This window comes from Tomitella biformata AHU 1821, assembly GCF_000524475.1.
Lineage (GTDB): Bacteria > Actinomycetota > Actinomycetes > Mycobacteriales > Mycobacteriaceae > Tomitella > Tomitella biformata.
On the sequence record NZ_BAVQ01000005.1, the window covers coordinates 26,026 to 43,258 of the forward strand.

General features: G+C 69.2%; 13 protein-coding genes. 4 read left to right on the forward strand and 9 right to left on the reverse strand.

Annotated features, from left to right (window positions below):
- The first annotated feature begins 7 nt into the window (after positions 1-7).
- Positions 8-1,042, forward strand: a complete 1,035-nt coding sequence (trpS, locus tag TBIF_RS03315; RefSeq protein WP_024793443.1) for a tryptophan--tRNA ligase — start codon at positions 8-10, stop codon at positions 1,040-1,042.
- Between the two features lie 7 nt (positions 1,043-1,049).
- Positions 1,050-2,117, forward strand: coding sequence for an inner membrane protein YhjD (gene yhjD, locus TBIF_RS03320; protein WP_051461341.1), 1,068 nt, complete (start codon positions 1,050-1,052; stop codon positions 2,115-2,117).
- On the opposite strand, the gene TBIF_RS03325 is transcribed toward yhjD, so the two are convergent.
- Positions 2,118-2,909, reverse strand: coding sequence for an IclR family transcriptional regulator (locus TBIF_RS03325; protein WP_148302142.1), 792 nt, complete (start codon positions 2,907-2,909; stop codon positions 2,118-2,120).
- Between the two features lie 159 nt (positions 2,910-3,068).
- On the opposite strand from TBIF_RS03325, the gene TBIF_RS03335 reads away from it, so the two are divergent.
- On the forward strand, positions 3,069-5,936 hold the full coding sequence (locus tag TBIF_RS03335) for an FAD-binding and (Fe-S)-binding domain-containing protein (protein WP_024793446.1): 2,868 nt from the start codon (positions 3,069-3,071) through the stop codon (positions 5,934-5,936).
- A gap of 120 nt (positions 5,937-6,056) precedes the next feature.
- On the opposite strand, the gene TBIF_RS03340 is transcribed toward TBIF_RS03335, so the two are convergent.
- Both TBIF_RS03340 and ephH read right to left on the reverse strand, forming a co-directional pair.
- Complete coding sequence (locus TBIF_RS03340; RefSeq protein ID WP_024793447.1) at positions 6,057-7,400, reverse strand: D-alanyl-D-alanine carboxypeptidase family protein; 1,344 nt, start codon at positions 7,398-7,400, stop codon at positions 6,057-6,059.
- A gap of 32 nt (positions 7,401-7,432) precedes the next feature.
- Complete coding sequence (ephH, locus tag TBIF_RS03345; protein ID WP_038169631.1) at positions 7,433-8,278, reverse strand: epoxide hydrolase EphH; 846 nt, start codon at positions 8,276-8,278, stop codon at positions 7,433-7,435.
- A gap of 177 nt (positions 8,279-8,455) precedes the next feature.
- Here ephH and TBIF_RS03350 point away from each other — a divergent pair, with 177 nt between their 5' ends.
- Positions 8,456-9,259, forward strand: a complete 804-nt coding sequence (locus tag TBIF_RS03350) for an ESX secretion-associated protein EspG (RefSeq protein WP_024793449.1) — start codon at positions 8,456-8,458, stop codon at positions 9,257-9,259.
- Here TBIF_RS03350 and TBIF_RS03355 read toward each other — a convergent pair.
- The 6 genes from TBIF_RS03355 to sdhA form a co-directional block, all read right to left on the reverse strand.
- The gene (locus TBIF_RS03355) at positions 9,230-10,204 is read right to left on the reverse strand and encodes a Gfo/Idh/MocA family protein (RefSeq protein ID WP_024793450.1); all 975 of its coding nucleotides are present in this window, start codon (positions 10,202-10,204) and stop codon (positions 9,230-9,232) included. The two genes, TBIF_RS03350 and TBIF_RS03355, sit on opposite strands and share 30 nt — an antisense overlap.
- Positions 10,201-11,247 (reverse strand): tellurite resistance/C4-dicarboxylate transporter family protein, encoded by a 1,047-nt coding sequence (locus TBIF_RS03360; RefSeq protein ID WP_024793451.1) that lies wholly within the window; start codon positions 11,245-11,247, stop codon positions 10,201-10,203. Before TBIF_RS03360 ends, TBIF_RS03355 begins: the two co-directional genes overlap by 4 nt.
- Before the next feature lie 63 nt (positions 11,248-11,310).
- The gene (locus tag TBIF_RS03365; protein WP_024793452.1) at positions 11,311-11,646 is read right to left on the reverse strand and encodes a cupin domain-containing protein; all 336 of its coding nucleotides are present in this window, start codon (positions 11,644-11,646) and stop codon (positions 11,311-11,313) included.
- Complete coding sequence (locus tag TBIF_RS03370) at positions 11,646-14,459, reverse strand: aconitate hydratase (protein ID WP_024793453.1); 2,814 nt, start codon at positions 14,457-14,459, stop codon at positions 11,646-11,648. Before TBIF_RS03370 ends, TBIF_RS03365 begins: the two co-directional genes overlap by 1 nt.
- Before the next feature lie 221 nt (positions 14,460-14,680).
- Complete coding sequence (locus TBIF_RS03375) at positions 14,681-15,466, reverse strand: succinate dehydrogenase iron-sulfur subunit (RefSeq protein ID WP_038169633.1); 786 nt, start codon at positions 15,464-15,466, stop codon at positions 14,681-14,683.
- On the reverse strand, positions 15,466-17,217 hold the full coding sequence (gene sdhA, locus TBIF_RS03380; RefSeq protein WP_024793455.1) for a succinate dehydrogenase flavoprotein subunit: 1,752 nt from the start codon (positions 17,215-17,217) through the stop codon (positions 15,466-15,468). Before sdhA ends, TBIF_RS03375 begins: the two co-directional genes overlap by 1 nt.
- Positions 17,218-17,233 lie beyond the last annotated feature (16 nt).

The window sequence follows — 17,233 nt, forward strand, 5'->3', positions numbered from 1 at the left end:
GGTAACCATGTCCAGCCCTGTCTCCGCACCGACGGCCGCCAAGCCCCGGGTGCTCTCCGGAATCCAGCCCACCGCCGACTCGTTCCACCTCGGCAATTATCTCGGGGCGCTGCGCCAATGGGTGCCGCTGCAGGACGAGCATGACGCGTTCTACTTCATCCCGGACCTGCATGCGATCACCGCTCCGCAGGATCCCAAGACGCTGCGCAAGCGCACAAAGCTGTCGGTGGCGCAGCTGCTGGCGATCGGGATCGACCCGGAGCGCTCGACATTGTTCGTGCAGAGCCAGGTCCCCGAGCACGCGCAGCTGGCGTGGGTGCTGAACACGATCACGGGCTTCGGCGAGGCCAGCCGCATGACGCAGTTCAAGGACAAGTCCGCGCGGCAGGGCAACGAGCACGCCGGCGTCGGCCTGTTCACCTACCCGATGCTGATGGCTGCCGACATCCTCCTCTACCGCTCGACGCTGGTGCCCGTCGGCGAGGACCAGCGCCAGCACCTCGAGCTCACGCGGGATCTGGCCGAGCGGTTCAACTCCCGCTTCGGCAAGACGTTCGTGGTGCCGGAGGCGACCATTGTCAAGGAGTTCGCCAAGGTCTACGACCTGCAGAACCCGACCTCGAAGATGAGCAAGTCCGGGGACAACCCCAACGGGCTGATCAACCTGCTCGACGACCCGAAGGTCTCGGCCAAGCGCATCAAGTCCGCGGTCACAGACACGGAGCGCGAGATCCGTTTCGACCGCGAGGCCAAGCCCGGCGTGTCCAACCTGCTGACGATCAACTCGGCGCTCTCCGGCCGCAGCGTCGCGGACCTGGAGAAGCACTTCGAGGGCAAGGGCTACGGCGATCTGAAGTCGGAGACGGCGGACGTGCTCACCGAGTTCGTGACGCCGCTGCGGGCCAAGGTCGACAGCTTCCTGGCCGATCCTGCCGAGCTCGACGGCATCCTCGCCCGCGGCGCCGAGCATGCGCGGGAGGTCGCCGCAAACACGCTGGCCCGAGTCTATGACCGGATGGGCTTTCTCGCGGCGAAGGGCTGAAGTGGGCATGAAACTACGTTTGCGACGGAAGGCCGAGCAGGGGCCAGCCAAGGAGAAGGGCCCGAGCTTTTTAGAGCGACAGCGGGCGGCGCGACCCTGGCTGGATCACCTGGTCCGCACGGGCGTGCGCTACCAGGGCCAGCGCGGCGATTTCTACGCCGCCGGCATCACCTACTTCACGGTCCTGGCGATCTTCCCGCTGCTGATGGTCGCCTTCTCGGTGGCCGGTTTCGTACTGGTCCGAGATCCGCAGTTGCTCGATCGGATTCGCGATGAGATCACCGGATCCCTCCCGGACTCGATGGCGTCGACGGTGAAGGACCTCATCGACACCGCCATCAACTCGCGCGCGACGGTCGGTGTGATCGGGCTGCTTGGCGCCGCATATTCCGGGCTGGGCTGGATGGCCAACCTGCGGGCGGCACTCACTGAGCAGTGGGAGCAGAAGAGCTCCAAGTCGAACTTCCTGCTGACGAAGGTGCATGACCTCGGGGCGCTGCTGGGCCTGACCCTGGCGATGATGGTCTCGTTGGGCATCTCGGTGCTGGGGTCCGGTTCGCTGGGCCAGCGGGTGATCGGCTGGCTGGGGCTTTCCGATCTGCCGGGCATAGGCGCGGCGCTGACGGCCATCACCGTGCTGGCGGGGATCGGGGCGTCCTGGGCGGTGTTCGTCTGGGTGATCGCGCGGCTCCCGCGGGAGTCGGTGGGCCTCCGCAGCGCGATGCGTGGCGCGCTCATCGCGGCGGTGGCGTTCGAGATCTTCAAGCGGGTCGCGGTGCTGTACCTGGAGAAGGTGATGTCGGGGCCCGCGGGGGTGGCGTTCGGTCCGATCATCGGCCTGATGGTGTTCGCCAATATCACCGCGCGGATCGTGCTGCTCGCGACGGCGTTCGCGGCCACCAGCAAGGAGTCGCTGGCCCTCGCGACGGTGCCCGCGCCGGATCCGGTGATCATCGAGCAGCGGGTCCAGGTCCGCGAGGGCAGCGGTCCGGCCGGCGTGGCCTTCGGCTTGCTGCTTGGCGCGTTGGCGGTGCTGGGGCTCGGCCGCCTGGCCGAGCGGCTCAGGAGGAGCTGACTATCGGCGGGAGAGTTGCAGCGTGACCTGGTGGGCGGTCTTGGCCACCAGGGGTGCGAGGCGCTCGAGTGACCCGGGGCTGCCGACCGTCTGGTCCGAGCCCGCGACGGGGCACAGGCTGATGGAGGCCACGGTGTGCGGCACGGCGCGGAAGGCCACGGAGACCGACGAGTACCAGATGGGCGGGTTGGCGCGGCGGTCGATGACGACGCCGCGGCTGCGCCGGATCCGGTCGAGGTCACGATGCAGGCTTGGCAGATTCCAGCCGAGGGATTGCTCTGGATCGTCAAGCCGCCCGGCCAGCAATCCGTTGATCTGCTCGGTGGGCAAGAAGGAGAGCATCGCGCGGGCCGCCGGGGTCTGATGCGAGGGCAGGCGGCCGCCGACGGTGGTTGCCAGATCCTCGCGGTCACGGCCGCCGAGCTTGTCCAAGAAGACTTGGTCGGCGCCGTCGAGGACGGACAGGTGCACGATCATGCCGGTCCGCATATGCAGCTGGTGCAGGCCCTCGGCGGCGGCGCCTCGGATGTCCTCGTGGGTGCGGTCGAAACCGTCCGGGGTGCGCATGCGGTCTCCGGCGTGGTAGCCCAGCGGGGTCTGTTCCACCCAGCCGAGCTTGGCCAACTGCCCCAGCAGACGGTGGGCGGTCGATCGGGGGAGTTGGGTGGCGCGTGCGACCTCTTCGAGGGTCAGCCGTCGCGACGGACGGTCGAAAACGTCGAGGATCACGGTGATGCGGCCGAGCATCGACACCGGCATTTCGGTGTCTCTGCGGGGGTCTGTGAGTGTCAACGGCACCTCCGAGATGGGGCTCGTGGTCGTGGTGTCGTGGGACCGCGACCCGACCGGTAAGTGGCACAACAGTCCCACTGTGATGGTGGGCACAGGTTAGCACGGGCTTTTCTGTCGACTTCCACGGCCAGCGGGATAGAGTCGGCGGGGGAGGCTGCCATGGATTTCGACAGCGTCACATTGGTGGCGAAACTACGCGCGCACGTGGCGGGCGAGGTGCTGGCCGATGCCGGCTCCCGCGCGATCTACAGCGCTGACGCCTCGAACTACCGGCACGTGCCCCAGGCCATCGTGCTGCCCCGCACCGCCGACGATGTGGCCGCCGCACTGGCGCTGTGCCGCGAGCATGGCGCGCCGCTGACGATGCGTGGCGCGGGCACCTCGATTGCGGGCAACGCGATCGGGACCGGGGTGGTGCTGGACACCTCGCGGCACCTGGGCCAAATCCTGGCGGTCGACGAGTCTGCCGCGACGGCGGTCGTGCAGCCAGGGGTGATCGGCGGTCACCTGCGGGCCCGGCTGGCGCCGCTCGGGCTGGCCTTCGCACCCGACCCGTCGACGGTGAACCGCTGCACTATCGGCGGGATGCTCGGCAACAACTCTTGCGGATCGCACTCGGTGGCGTGGGGCAAGACCTCCGACAACGTGCGCGAGTTGGACGTGCTGCTCGCCGACGGCACCCGCATGACACTCGGCCCCCAGGATCTGGAGGCCTTCGCCGCCAATGTCGCTCGGCCGGGTCGGGTTGGGGAGGTCTATCGCGGCCTGGAACAGCTGGCGCAGGAGAATCTCGGCCCGCTGCGCACGGAGCTCGGCCAGTTCCCCCGCCACCTCAGCGGCTATGCGCTCCACCAACTGCTGCCGGACCACCACCGCAACCTCGCCCGGGCCGTGATCGGCAGCGAGGGCACGTGCGCCATCGTGCTGGGCGCGACATTGGACCTGGTGCGACCGCCCGCCCACCGCGCGCTGCTGGTGCTCGGTTTCGATGACGAGGTGCGCTCTGCGGAGGCGGTCCCGGAGCTGTTGACCTGCCAGCCGCTGACGATCGAGGGCATGAGCCGCGCGATGTTCGAGGGGGTGCGCCTGCACGGCGAACGGGCGCGTATCATCTCCGCGCTGCCGCAGACGCCGGACTGGCTGTTTGTGGAGGCCGGCGGCGAGAGCCCGGCAGGGGCGGAGGCGGCTGCGAATGCCATTGCCCGGCAACTAGGTTCGACCCGCCACGTCGTGTTCACAGACCCGCGGACCCAACTCCTGCTGTGGGGTCTGCGCTCGGACGGCAGCGGCCTGGCCACACGCACCGTCGACGGGCGCGCGGCCTACCCCGGCTTCGAGGATGCCGCGGTGCCGCCCGAGCGGCTCGCCGGCTACCTCCGCGATTTCCGCGAGCTGCTGGCCGAGCACGGGCTGTTTGGCATCTCCTACGGGCACTTCGGGGACGGCTGTATCCACATCCGACTGGACGCGGACCTCTCCAGTGCGGGCGGCGTTGCCGGCTACCGGAAGTTCCTGGAGTCGGCGGCGGACCTGGTCGCCGCACACGGGGGCTCCATCTCCGGTGAGCACGGCGATGGGCAGGCGCGCTCAGAGCTGTTGGCGCGCACCTACTCCCCGCATGTGATCGGGCTCTTCGAGCGGTTCAAGGGCATCTGGGACCCGGAGAATGTGCTCAATCCCGGCATCCTCGCGGCGCCCCGCAAGCTCGACGCGAATGTGCGCTGGCTCGAGCTCGGCACGCGGGAAGTCCAGGTCGAGTACGCGTATCCCGACGACGAGGGCAGCTTCCCGCATGCCGTCAGCCGCTGTGTGGGCGTCGGCAAATGCCGGGTGGACCATAGCGCGGCGATGTGCCCTAGCTACCAGGTCACGCGCGACGAGCAGCACTCCACCCGCGGCCGCGCCCGCCTGCTGTTCGAGATGCTGGAGGGCTCCACAATCACCGACGGCTGGCGTTCCACCGAGGTGCTCGAGGCCTTGGACCTGTGCTTGAGCTGCAAGGCCTGCAAGGTCGAGTGCCCCGTCAACGTGGACATGGCGACCTATAAGTCCGAGTTCCTATTCCACCACTACGAGGGCCGCATCCGGCCGCGCGCGCATTATGCGCTGGGCCGGCTCCCACAGTGGGCGCGGCTGGCCGCGCTGGCGCCGGCACTGGTCAACCGGGCGACGGCGAACCCGGCGCTGGCCCGGCTCGGCAAGGCCGCGGCCGGTGTCGACCAGCGACGGGACCTGCCCGCTTTCGCACCGGCCACGCTCCGCAAACTCGCCCGGGCACGCACTCCAGGCCCTGGTGGACGGGGCCAGGTGCTGCTGTGGCCCGACACGTTCACCAACCACCTGTCCCCGCAGGTCGGCATCGCCGCGATGGACGTGCTCGAGGACGCCGGCTTCGAGGTCTTGTTGCCCGGCAAGCCGGTGTGCTGCGGGCTGACCGCCATCAGCACCGGCCAGCTGCCGCTTGCCCGCCGGGTCGCCCGGCGCAGCCTCAAGTTGCTGGAACCGTATCTGGCGCAGGGCATTCCGGTCATCGGCCTCGAGCCCAGCTGCACCGCCGTGTTGCGCACCGAGTTGCCCCGCCTGCTGCCGGACGATTCCCGCGCCCGCCAACTGGCCGACGCCACCCGCACCTTCGCCGAGCAGCTGCACGAGCACACGGAGGGCTGGACGCCGCCACGCGTGGACGCCGATGCCGTCGTGCAGACCCACTGCCACCAATACGCGGACCTGGGCGATGACGCGGACCAAAAGTTGATGGGCCAGGCGGGGATTCGGCCCGCGGAGATGGCGCCGGGCTGCTGCGGGCTGGCGGGGAACTTCGGCTTCGAGGACGGGCACTACGACGTGTCGATGGCGGTGGCGGAGCAGAGCCTGCTGCCCGCGATCCGCGCGGCTGGTCCGGATGCGAACGTGATCGCCGATGGCTTCAGCTGCCGCACCCAGGTCCGCGACGGCGCGGGGCTGGGCGCTCGGCATCTGGCGGAGGTGCTGGCAGACGCGCTTAACCAGGTGTCACCGAGGCGGTGAGCAGGCGGTCTCGTGCGCGCTTGTCGCCCAGCTCCGGCCGGTGCTCGACGAAATCCACCTTGAGGTGCAGCACGCGGCCGCAACGTCGTGCCGTGGCGGGGGAGGAACATATCAGAGGTGCTAGCGCCTGCGCCGCAGTTTCGCCGCGCCGAGCAGCAGCGCCAGCGCGAGCGCCCCCGAGATCCCGATGACGGCGTACCGCATGGCCGAGCTGCCCGCGTCAACCGATCCGCCGGCGTTGAGGTTGGCGGCGGTCCCGGTCAGGGATAGATCGCCGTCGCCCTCGGTGAAGGCGCCGTCGGCCGCGACCTCGCCGGGGGCGACGAGCGTGCCCACCGACTTCCCGGCCGGCAACGCGAAGCCGTAGTCCAGGAGCGAGGCGGCCTGCTCCCACGGCGAGACGGGGATGCGCGTGCCCTGGAGGAGGGTCACCACGAGGCGGCGGCCGTTGCGCTCGGCGGCGCCGATGTAGGTGTGGCCGGCATCGTCGGTGAAGCCGGTCTTGCCGCCGATAGCGCCCGGGTAGTTCGCCAAGAGCGCGTTGTCGTTCGCGACCCAGAAGCTGGCGTGCTCGGTGGGGACGGGCTCGATCGCCGGTGGCTCTGGCGCACCAGCGTTGACCGCCTGGGGGCGCTCACTGGCGATGGCCCGCGCGTAGGAGATCTCCTCCTCGGTCATGGGATAGCCCGGGAACTCGATGGGGCCGTGCGAGACGAGGTCCGTGAATACGGGGTCGGCCATCGCGTCGCGGAAGATCAGCGCCAGATCGTAGGCGGAGGTCGCCATCCCCGGGCCGTCCAAGCCCGACGGCGTCGCGGCCCGAGTGTCCAGGGCCCCGAGCTGGGCGGCCAGGAGGTTCATCTTCACAACGGTGGCGTCGACGCCGCCCAACTGCCCGGCCAGCGCGTGCGCGGCGTCATTGCCGGAGTTCATCATGAGCCCGCGCAGCAGAGTATGGATCGAATACTGGCCGCCGGGGCCGATGCCGACGCTGCTGCCCTCAGCCCACGCGTCCTCCTCGGTGGCGGTGACGACGGTGTCGAGGTCGAGCTTCTGGATTGCCAATGCGGCCAGCAGCACCTTGATGGTGCTGGCGGGTCGGTGGCGGCCGTGGGGGTCCCGCGCGGCGAGCACCTCGCCGGTGTCCAGGTCGGCGATGACCCACGCGGCCGAGGTCGCTTCGAGGGGTAGCGGCGGGGAGCCTTGGGGCTGGATGTCGCCGCACGCCCGCAGCTTGTCGCCGCCGACTGGATGCGCTGGCACCGGCAGCGGGGCCGGCGACGTCTTGCCGGGGGCCGGCGCCTCGGAGGCGTCGACCGGCGGCGCGGGCAACGAACGGTACGGGCAGGTGCCCGTGTCCGCGGCGGCGGCCGGGTCGGCGTGCCCGAGAGCGGCGCCGACGGGGGAGATCGCGATTAGCGAGACGCTCAGGAGACCCAGCATCAGCCGGCGAAGTGATTTCATATCTCGCACAGAATAGACCGTGGCCCGGACGATCAGGCCTCGGCAGGCTCGGATTGGTTGGCGGCGTGGTGATCGACGAATTCTCGAATCACTCGCGCGACCAGAACGGGGTCCTCCACCATCGGCACATGTCCGACTTCCGGCAGGATAATCCGTCGGGTGCTCGCGGGCAGTTCATCGATGAACATTTGTCCGTAGAGCCGCCAGGGAATGACCCGGTCCTTATCGCAGAGCAGCAGTTGGGTGGGCGTCTGCGTGTCTTTGAGTCCCTTGATGCCGTCGTCCCACGCGGCTGCCCACAGAATGGGCAGGATCGAGTTGCACTGCACAGCCGCCCACATGGCGCGCTCGGCCACCGCCGGCGGCACCGCGGCCGGGTTGGCCGCCACCATCGACATCGCGGCCTTCTGGAGCCGTCGGACTCCGGCCGCCCAGCCGACGAACGGCTTGGCCAGCACCATCACCGGCGCCAACGCCAGAAATGTGATGCCCAGCCGGATCGCGGGCACGGAGATCGAGGTCCATCCGCCGGCGGGCGCGATCGCGGTGACGCTGCGGGCCCGCCCACGGCGCTCCAGCTCGAATGCCACCCAGCCGCCGAGGGAGTTGCCCACGACGTGGCAGGTGTCCCAGCCGTGCTGGTCGAGGACCTGCTCCAGCCCATCGGCCATGTCCGAGATGCCCATGTGGTTCCATGCCGCATCGGGCCCACCCCAGTGTCCGGGGAGGGTCACGGCCAACACCTCATGGTCGGGGGCCAGCCGCTGCGCCACCTCGGACCACACCTCGTGGGTCATGAGGAAGGGGTGGATAAGCAAAACGGGTTCGCCCGCGCCGATATGCAGAAAAGGCCCGGGGGCATTGCGCTTAGTGCTCATGGCTTCACTCTCAGTCTCTTGTGCATGACCGACACTTATATAACGTCAACTCGGCCCAAGGCTATTTCACAGTAGCGGGCGCCGCCGAAATAGGAGATTCGCAGGTAGTCCCATGGTGTTGTTGTAGCGTTCTTGCGGGATCGCCCGGGGGCGGCGGTTGGGGACCGGAGGGGAATTATGCGGACTTTGTTGACGGCCGAGCAGTTTCGGCACATTTGGCGGCGCGCCGGCGGTGACACCATCCACCTGCCCATCCAGGCGCCCAGCCGGGGGCGGATGGTCAGTGACCGTGACCGCATCGGGGCCGAGCTGAACGCATGGTGGGACGCGAATGAGGATCCGGACCTCTACGCGGCCGTCCGCGGCCTGCGGCAGAGCCCGTCCTGGCTGCAACTGGCGGGTTTCCCCGTCGGCGGCAAGCCGATTCGGGCGTTGCTCGGCGCGGGCGGCGGCGAGGGCGGGGTGGGGAGCGCGGTGCTGGCTGTGCAGGACGCGACGCAGGCCGTGCGCGACGGCGACAACCCGGACTGGTATACGGACACCGCGGTCGATTCCGCAGGCTGGTCGCTCGAGCGCGGCGGAGATATTCGGCTCGGCGTGGGCCACCCGGCAACCCTGGTCGGCGAGATGATGGCCGTGGTGCCCGAGTTCCAGGAGGGCACGTCCCCGGCGCTGCGCGCAGACTCACCCGGCCCTGACGCGGCGTACACCACTCGGGCCAGCACAACCTCGCGGTCGGAGCGGATCGCGGGGTTGCTCGGCAGGCGCCGGACGCAGCACGGAATCCTCTCCGCCAGCGTGGCGGACGGCGCGGGCCTGCGGGAGATCGCCCGCGTCAGCTGGGTCGACGTGGCGGGGGACGGTGGCTACCTGGTGCATGAGGACGGGCCGCTCAGCCTCAAGCCGGCCGCACATCGTGAGTTGGTGGCGGCCGCGCGCGAGCTGCTCGCGTCAGTGGAAGCGGTGCCGGGCGTCGTCTAGCAGGGCCATTGTCGCCACCGAGTCCGCGAGGCTGGTGGGCATCGGCCGGCCCGCGCGGACCAATTCGGCGAAGCGGCGCAGCTGGTGTTGATAGGTGCTGACGGCGTCGAACTCCGTCACCGACCGGCGCCCGTCGGCGCGTAGGACGGTCAGGGCCCCGCCCAGGTGCGGGAGCACGAAGCCGGCCACGTCGAGCACGCCGCCCTCGCACTCGATGCGCAGGCTGTGCGGAGCGGGGTCCGCGGCGACCATCGACGCGTGCACGGTGCCGGTGGCGCCACTGGGAAACACCAGCCGCACCGTCGACCGGCTATCGACCCCGTCCCGCAGCTCGGCGGCGGCGGCGACCACTTCGGGCCCACCGCCGGCCCAGCGGCCCAGCCAACCTAGGACCTGCAGGCCGTAGCAGCCGAGGTCCATGAGCGCGCCACCGCCGAGCCCGGCGGACCAGCGGGGGTCCTCCGGGGGCGGCGGACGCATCGTGATCTGCGCCGCGGCGTGCCGCACCTTGCCGAGGCCGTCGAGCTCCCGCGCCAACGCCGTGTACAGCGGGTGGCACAGCTGGTGGGCGGCCTCGTGCACATGGACGCCGGCGGCGGCCGCGGCGGCGCGGACCGCGCGGGCCTCCTCGGCGGTGGCGGCGAGGGGCTTCTCGCACAGCACGTGCTTGCCGGCCGCGATGGCGGCCAGGGTCCAGCGCGCGTGCAGGGCGTTGGGCAGGGGGAGGTAGACGACGTCGACCTCGGGGTCGGCGAGCAGCGCCTCGTAGCTGGGGGCGACCCGCTCCACCGCACACAGGTCCGCGAAGAACTGGGCGCGCGCCGGGTCCCGCGACGCGACGGCCACCAACCGATGCCCGAGCGCCCGGGCCGGCAGGACCACGGCGTCCCCGCTGATCCTGGCGACGCCGAGGATGCCGATCCGCAGTTCAGGTGCGGAGGTCACGGCGCCAGGCTCTGGGCCGGCTCGGCCCCGCGGCCCAGCACCAGCGTCAGCCACAGGTGCCGGATCATCGCCACGAAGACCGCGGTCCACGCCAGCATCGCGAACCAGGCCTCGGCGTCGCCGATGGCCCGCACTATCGGCAGGTGGTCGGCCACCCCCAGATAGTGGCTGGCCGCGGCATACATGCCGAGCGGGAAGATGATGCTCCACAGGGTCGCGTCATAGCGCAGCGGCCACTTGTGGATGATATGGCGCCAGATGCCGGCGGCGATCAGGATCGGGATCAGCCAGGTGCCGAACGCCCAGAACACCACGGAGCACCCCGCGATCAGCCCGCGGGTGGCCTCGATCATAGGCGTGTCCGCCATCTCCACGATCTGGGAGCCGGCGAGCACGGTGATGGCGGTCGCGCCCATGGAGACCCAGTAGGCGGGCAGTAGGTCGGCAGGCCGCTGGGGGTAGAGCATCAGCCGGGCAGCCACGAGCACGGCCACACCCGCATAGAGGAACGCGCCCACGGACCAGCAGAACACCGCGAGCATCGCCAACTCCCGGCGGCCGAGACCGTCGTTCGGCTGCAGGATCGCGGCGAGCACCGCCACCGATTGGCTGGCGACGACCCACATGAACCAGGTCCCATTCGCCCCGGAGAGGGTGGACCGGGAGGACGAGTGCAACACCGCGGTCCAGGGCACGAGGTAGCCGAGGAGGAACCAGCTCGCCGCGGCGACCGCCAACAGGCCGGCGGCGAGCGGCCACGACTGCTCCGCCAGCCTCGCGCCCAGGACCCCGGTGGCCGCGGTGAACGTGAAGAAGCCGAATCCACGGCCCGGGTCGGTGAAATCGGCGCGGAACCGCGCCCAGTGCCGCAGGATCCGCCAGCCGGTCAACAGCACCAGCAGCACCCAGGATCCCGCGGTGATCGCCAGCAGGATGGCGGAGACGATGTCGAGGCCCTTGAAATCCATCGCTACCGACAAGATCCCCGTGGCCATCACCAGTGCGAAATAGCCGGGATTGAGCGTCTCGACCGCGCCTGTCACACGCGCTCGATAGCCAGGTTCGGGTGCCAGCTGGTAATTCACCTCTAGAAATCTACTGGCAGCCTAGGCTCGCGGTTTCGCCACGGTCAGCAGGAACGCGGAATCCTCCAGGGCGTCGACGCTATGGCGCTCGTTGGGCACGATCAGGAGGTCTCCCCGCCGGCCCTCCCACGAGTCGGTGGCGGTGATTAGGCTGATGCGCCCGTCGAGCACCTGGACGGTGGCCTCTCCGGGGCCCTCGTGCTCCGCGAGCTGGCCACCCGCGGCGATCACCACGAGCGTTTGGCGCAGCGTCTTCTCGTGCCCGCCGAACACCGTCTGCGACGCGACCTGCCGGGTGGTGCCCGCCACCTTGGCGCGCAGCTCGCGAACCAAGGCGTCCAGCGACATCTTCTGCATCACGCCGCCAGCTGGCGTAGGACGTACTGGAGGATGCCGCCGTGCCGGTAGTACTCGGCCTCCGCGGGGGTGTCGACGCGGACCGTGGCGGTGAAGGAGACATCTCCCGCCTGCACCTGCACAGTGGTGGGGAACGCCCCGGCGTCGGCGCCCTCGATGCCGGTGACCGCGAACTCTTCCTCACCAGTCAGGCCCAGGCTCTCGGCAGACTGGCCGTCGGGGAACTGCAGGGGTAGCACGCCCATCCCGATGAGGTTGGAGCGGTGGATGCGCTCATAGGACTGGGCGATCACGGCCTTGACTCCGAGGAGCAGCGTGCCCTTCGCGGCCCAGTCGCGGGACGATCCAGAGCCGTATTCCGCGCCGGCGAGGATCACCAGCGGGGTGCCGTCGGCAATGTAGAGCTGGGCTGCGTCGTAGATGCTCAGCTGCTCGCCAGTCGGCAGGTGGCGGGTGAAGCCGCCCTCGACGCCGGGGACGAGGAGGTTCCGCAGCCGGATGTTGGCGAAGGTGCCGCGGATCATCACCTCGTGGTTGCCGCGTCGCGAGCCGTAGGAGTTGAAGTTCCGGGGCTCGACGCCATGGCTCTGCAGGTAGGCGCCCGCGGGGCCGTCGCGGCGGATGGAGCCGGCGGGGGAGATGTGGTCGGTGGTCACGGAGTCCCCGAGCAGTGCGAGCACCCGCGCCCCGGCGATGTCCTGGATGGGCTGCGGATCGCGCGTCATGCCCTCGAAGTACGGGGGCTGTCGCACATAGGTGGAGTCCTCCTTCCACTCGAAGACCTCGCCGGTGGACACGTCGAGGCTGCGCCAGTTGTCATCGCCCGCGTACACGTCGGAGTAGCCCTCGGTGAACATCTCGGACTTCACGCACTCGTCGATCACGGCCTGGACCTCCTCCTCCGAGGGCCAGATCTCGCTGAGGTACACCGGCTTCCCGTCGGTCCCCGTGCCCAGGGAGTCCGTGAGGATGTCGGTGAGCATGGTGCCGGCGAGGGAGTACGCGATCACCAGCGGCGGAGACGCGAGGAAGTTCATCTGCGTCTGCGGGTGGATGCGGCCCTCGAAGTTGCGGTTGCCGGAGAGCACCGCGGACACGTTCAGCCCCGCGGAGTCGATGGCCGCGGCGATCTCCGGCAGCAGCGGGCCGGAGTTGCCAATGCAGGTGGTGCAGCCGTAGCCGACGAGGTTGAAGCCCAGCTTGTCCAGATACGGGGTGAGCCCGGAGCGGTTGTAGTAGTCGGTGACCACCCGCGAGCCCGGCGCGAGGGAGGTCTTGACCCACGGTTTGCGGGTGAGCCCCCGCTCGACGGCCTTCTTGGCCAGCAGCGCCGCGCCGATCATGACCGACGGGTTCGACGTGTTGGTGCAGGACGTGATCGCCGCGATGACGACGTGCCCGTGGTCGACGCTGGTCTGCGTGCCGTCCGCCAAGGTGACGGGCGTGGGGGTGGACGGGTAGGCGGCGTCCGGACCGTCCGCGTCGACCTCCCGGGGGGGCGACACGCGGTGGTCGGCGACGATCGCGACGGGGTCGCTGGCCGGGAACGACTCGTACGACGCCTCGTCAAGTCCCACATTGAGGCTGCTGATCTGCGCCTTGTCGACCACGTCCGCGACGGCGGCGCCGGCGAGCAGCTCCTTGACGGCGTGCGAGGCGACGGCCACCGGGATGCGGTCCTGGGGGCGCTTCGGCCCGGCGATGGACGGGCGCACCGAGCCCAGGTCCAGCTCGACGGTGCTGCTGAAGGCGGGCTCATGGTCGGCGTCGTGCCACATGCCCTGCGTTTTCGCGTAGGCCTCGACGAGCTTGACGTTGTGCTCTGGGCGGCCGGTCAGGCGCAGGTACTTCAGCGTCTCCTCGTCGATGGGGAAGATCGAGATCGTGGAGCCATACTCTGGGCTCATGTTGCCGAGCGTCGCGCGGTTCGCGAGGGGCACGTTCGCGACGCCGGGGCCGTAGAACTCCACGAACTTGCCGACGACGCCCGTCTTGCGGAGCGTCTCGGCGACGGTGAGCACAAGGTCCGTCGCCGTGGTGCCGGGGCTGAGCTTGCCGGTCAGCTTCATGCCGACAACCTGGGGGATGAGCATCGACGCGGGCTGGCCCAGCATGGCCGCCTCCGCCTCGATGCCGCCGACGCCCCAGCCGACGACTCCGAGGCCGTTGATCATGGGGGTGTGCGAGTCGGTGCCCACGAGGGAGTCGGGGTAGGCGAGCGTCGTTCCCGTTGTCGGGTCGGGCCGGGTGAAGACGGTCCGCGCCAGGTACTCGAGGTTGACCTGGTGGCAGATGCCGGTGTCGGGTGGGACCACGAGGAAGTCGTCGAACGTGCCCTGGCCCCAGCGCAGCAGCTCGTAGCGCTCGCGATTGCGGGCGAACTCCAGCTCGGAGTTGATGCTGGCGCTATCGGCCATCGCGAAGGAGTCCGCGATCACGGAGTGGTCGATCACGAGCTCGGTGGGGATCAGCGGGTTGATTTTCTTGGGGTCCCCGCCCAGCGCGGTCATGGCGTCGCGCATCGCGACGAGGTCGACCACGCAGGGCACGCCGGTGAAGTCCTGCATCAGCACGCGAGCAGGGGAGAACTGGATCTCGGGGTTCGACGTGGAGGTGGGATCCCAGTCCGCGACGGCCTGGACCTGCGCGCGGGTCACAAGATGGCCGTCCTCGTTGCGCAGCAGGTTCTCCAGCAGCACCTTCAGGCTGTACGGCAGCCGCTCGGAGCCGGGGATCTTGTCGAGCCGGAAGATGTCATAGGTGGCGCCGTCCACCTCCAACTGCGCGCGGGCGTCGAAGCTGTTCTCGCTCATTGCCGTTCACACTCCTCGCAGACCGGGCCAAGGGAGCGGGCTGGATGGTCCGCCCCGAAGAGCAGTCGCGATGGGGTGCAGTATGGGTGAATGCGCCGCCGTCACGCGCTCTGATCTGTAAAGCCACCATAGCCCCGACGGCCGACGCCCGACCATGTTCGCGAAATGCCGAAGGGGCACCCGCGAGAATGCGGGGACCCCTTCGGCATGGTTCGGACGGTCTAGCGGGCGAACAGTAGCGCGCGCTTGACCTCGGCGATGGCCTTCGTGATCTGGATGCCACGGGGGCAGGCGTCGGTGCAGTTGAAGGTGGTTCGGCAGCGCCACACGCCGTCGACGTCGTTGAGGATGTCGAGACGCTCGGCGGCGCCCTCGTCCCGGCTGTCGAAGATGAACCGGTGCGCGTTGACGAATGCCGCGGGGCCGAAGTACGAGCCCTCGTTCCAGTACACGGGGCACGAGCTGGTGCAGCACGCGCACAGGATGCACTTGGTGGTGTCGTCGAAGCGGGCGCGGTCGGAGGCCGACTGGATGCGCTCACCCGTGGGCTCGTGGCCCGACGTCATCAAGTAGGGCTTGATCGCACGGAACGCGTCGAAGAACGGCTCCATGTCCACGATCAGGTCCTTCTCGACCGGCAGGCCCTTGAGAGCCTCGACGGTGATCGTCAGCGGCTTGCCGTCCTTGGGCAGCATGTCCTTCATCAGGAGCTTGCAGGCCAGGCGGTTGACGCCGTTGATGCGCATCGCGTCCGAGCCGCAGACGCCGTGGGCGCAGGAGCGCCGGAACGTCAGCGAGCCGTCGAGGTAGCCCTTGATGTAGAGCAGCAGGTTCAGCAGGCGGTCTGACGGGAGGGCCGGCACCTCGAACGTGTCCCAGTGCGCGCCCTTGCCGTCCTCAGGGTTGAAGCGCGCGATCTTGACGGTGACGATGACCGAGCCCTCGGGGGGCGTCGGCAGCGCCGCGCTGCCCGCCTCGGGACCGGAGATAACGGTGGTGGTGGCCATCAGTACTTACGCTCCATCGGCTCGTAGCGGGTCTGAATAACCGGTTTGGTGTCCAGCCTGATGTCGGAGAGCAGACCCTCGCCCTCCTTGTAGGCCATGGTGTGGGACATGTACTTCTCGTCATCACGATCCGGGAAGTCCTCGCGGGCGTGGCCGCCGCGGGTCTCCTTGCGGTTGAGCGCGCCGACGACGGTGACCTCGGCCAGCTCGAGCAGGAAGCCCAGCTCGATGGCCTCGAGCAGGTCGCTGTTGAAGCGCTTGCCCTTGTCATGCACGACGATGTGGTTGTAACGCTCCTTGAGCGCCCGCACGTCCGAGAGCGCCTGGTTCAGGGTGTCCTCGGTGCGGAAGACCTGCGCGTTGTTGTCCATCGTGACCTGGAGCTCGGTGCGGATGTCCGCGACGCGCTCGTGGCCATGGTCGGACAGCACCAGCTCGAGCCACCCGTCGACCATCTTGGTGGGGTTCTCGGGGAGGTCCACGAAGTCGGTCGAGTTGGCGTACTCGGCGGCGGCGATGCCGGCGCGACGGCCGAACACGTTGATGTCCAGCAGCGAGTTGGTGCCCAGGCGGTTCGCGCCGTGCACGGACACGCAGGCGCACTCGCCGGCGGCGTACAGGCCCTTGACCACGTCCGTGTTGTTGCGCAGCACCTCACCCTGAACGTTGGTGGGGATGCCGCCCATGACGTAGTGGCAGGTGGGGTAGACCGGCACCAGGTCGGTGACGGGGTCCACGCCCAGGTAGGTGCGGGAGAACTCCGTGATGTCCGGGAGCTTCTCCTCGAGCACGTCCGCGCCGAGGTGCGTCACGTCGAGGTAGACGTAGTCCTTGTGGGGGCCGGCGCCGCGGCCCTCCATGACCTCGAGAACCATCGAGCGGGCGACGATGTCACGCGGCGCGAGGTCCTTGATCGTGGGGGCGTAGCGCTCCATGAAGCGCTCGCCGTCGGCGTTGCGGAGGATACCGCCCTCGCCTCGGACGGCCTCGGAGATGAGGATGCCGAGACCGGCCAGGCCGGTCGGGTGGAACTGGTGGAACTCCATGTCCTCAAGGGGCAGGCCCTTGCGGAAGATGATGCCCATGCCGTCACCGGTGAGGGTGTGCGCGTTGGACGTCGTCTTGTACATGCGGCCCGAGCCGCCTGTGGCGAAGATGATCGACTTCGCGTGGAACAGGTGGATCTCGCCGGTGGAGAGCTCGTACGCCACGATGCCGGTGGCGACGGGGCCGTCCTCGGTCTCCGTCAGGCACACGTCCAGCGCATAGAACTCGTTGTAGAACTCCACGTCGTGCTTGACGCAGTTCTGGTACAGCGTCTGCAAGATCATGTGGCCGGTGCGGTCCGCGGCGTAGCAGGCGCGGCGAACCGGCGCCTTGCCGTGGTCGCGGGTGTGGCCGCCGAAGCGACGCTGGTCGATCTTGCCCTCGGGGGTGCGGTTGAACGGCAGCCCCATCTTCTCGAGGTCCATAACCGCGTCGATGGCCTCTTTGGCCATGATCTCCGCGGCATCCTGGTCAACCAGGTAGTCGCCACCCTTGACGGTGTCGAAGGTGTGCCACTCCCAGTTGTCCTCTTCGACGTTGGCGAGTGCCGCGCACATGCCGCCCTGGGCCGCGCCGGTGTGGCTGCGGGTGGGGTACAGCTTGGTCAGCACCGCGGTGCGGGCGCGGGGGGCAGCCTCGATGGCCGCTCGCATGCCCGCGCCGCCGGCGCCCACGATGAGGACGTCGTAACGATGTTCTTGCATGAAGTCTCTGCTCCCT

Bases quoted from the DNA above. Each gene is read 5' to 3' on its own strand.
- trpS (WP_024793443.1), top strand. From the start codon at position 8: ATGTCCAGCCCTGTCTCCGCACCGACGGCCGCCAAGCCCCGGGTGCTC.
- yhjD (WP_051461341.1), top strand. From the start codon at position 1,050: ATGAAACTACGTTTGCGACGGAAGGCCGAGCAGGGGCCAGCCAAGGAG.
- TBIF_RS03335 (WP_024793446.1), top strand. From the start codon at position 3,069: ATGGATTTCGACAGCGTCACATTGGTGGCGAAACTACGCGCGCACGTG.
- TBIF_RS03340 (WP_024793447.1), bottom strand. From the start codon at position 7,400: ATGAAATCACTTCGCCGGCTGATGCTGGGTCTCCTGAGCGTCTCGCTA.
- ephH (WP_038169631.1), bottom strand. From the start codon at position 8,278: ATGAGCACTAAGCGCAATGCCCCCGGGCCTTTTCTGCATATCGGCGCG.
- TBIF_RS03350 (WP_024793449.1), top strand. From the start codon at position 8,456: ATGCGGACTTTGTTGACGGCCGAGCAGTTTCGGCACATTTGGCGGCGC.
- TBIF_RS03365 (WP_024793452.1), bottom strand. From the start codon at position 11,646: ATGCAGAAGATGTCGCTGGACGCCTTGGTTCGCGAGCTGCGCGCCAAG.
- TBIF_RS03370 (WP_024793453.1), bottom strand. From the start codon at position 14,459: ATGAGCGAGAACAGCTTCGACGCCCGCGCGCAGTTGGAGGTGGACGGC.
- TBIF_RS03375 (WP_038169633.1), bottom strand. From the start codon at position 15,466: ATGGCCACCACCACCGTTATCTCCGGTCCCGAGGCGGGCAGCGCGGCG.
- sdhA (WP_024793455.1), bottom strand. From the start codon at position 17,217: ATGCAAGAACATCGTTACGACGTCCTCATCGTGGGCGCCGGCGGCGCG.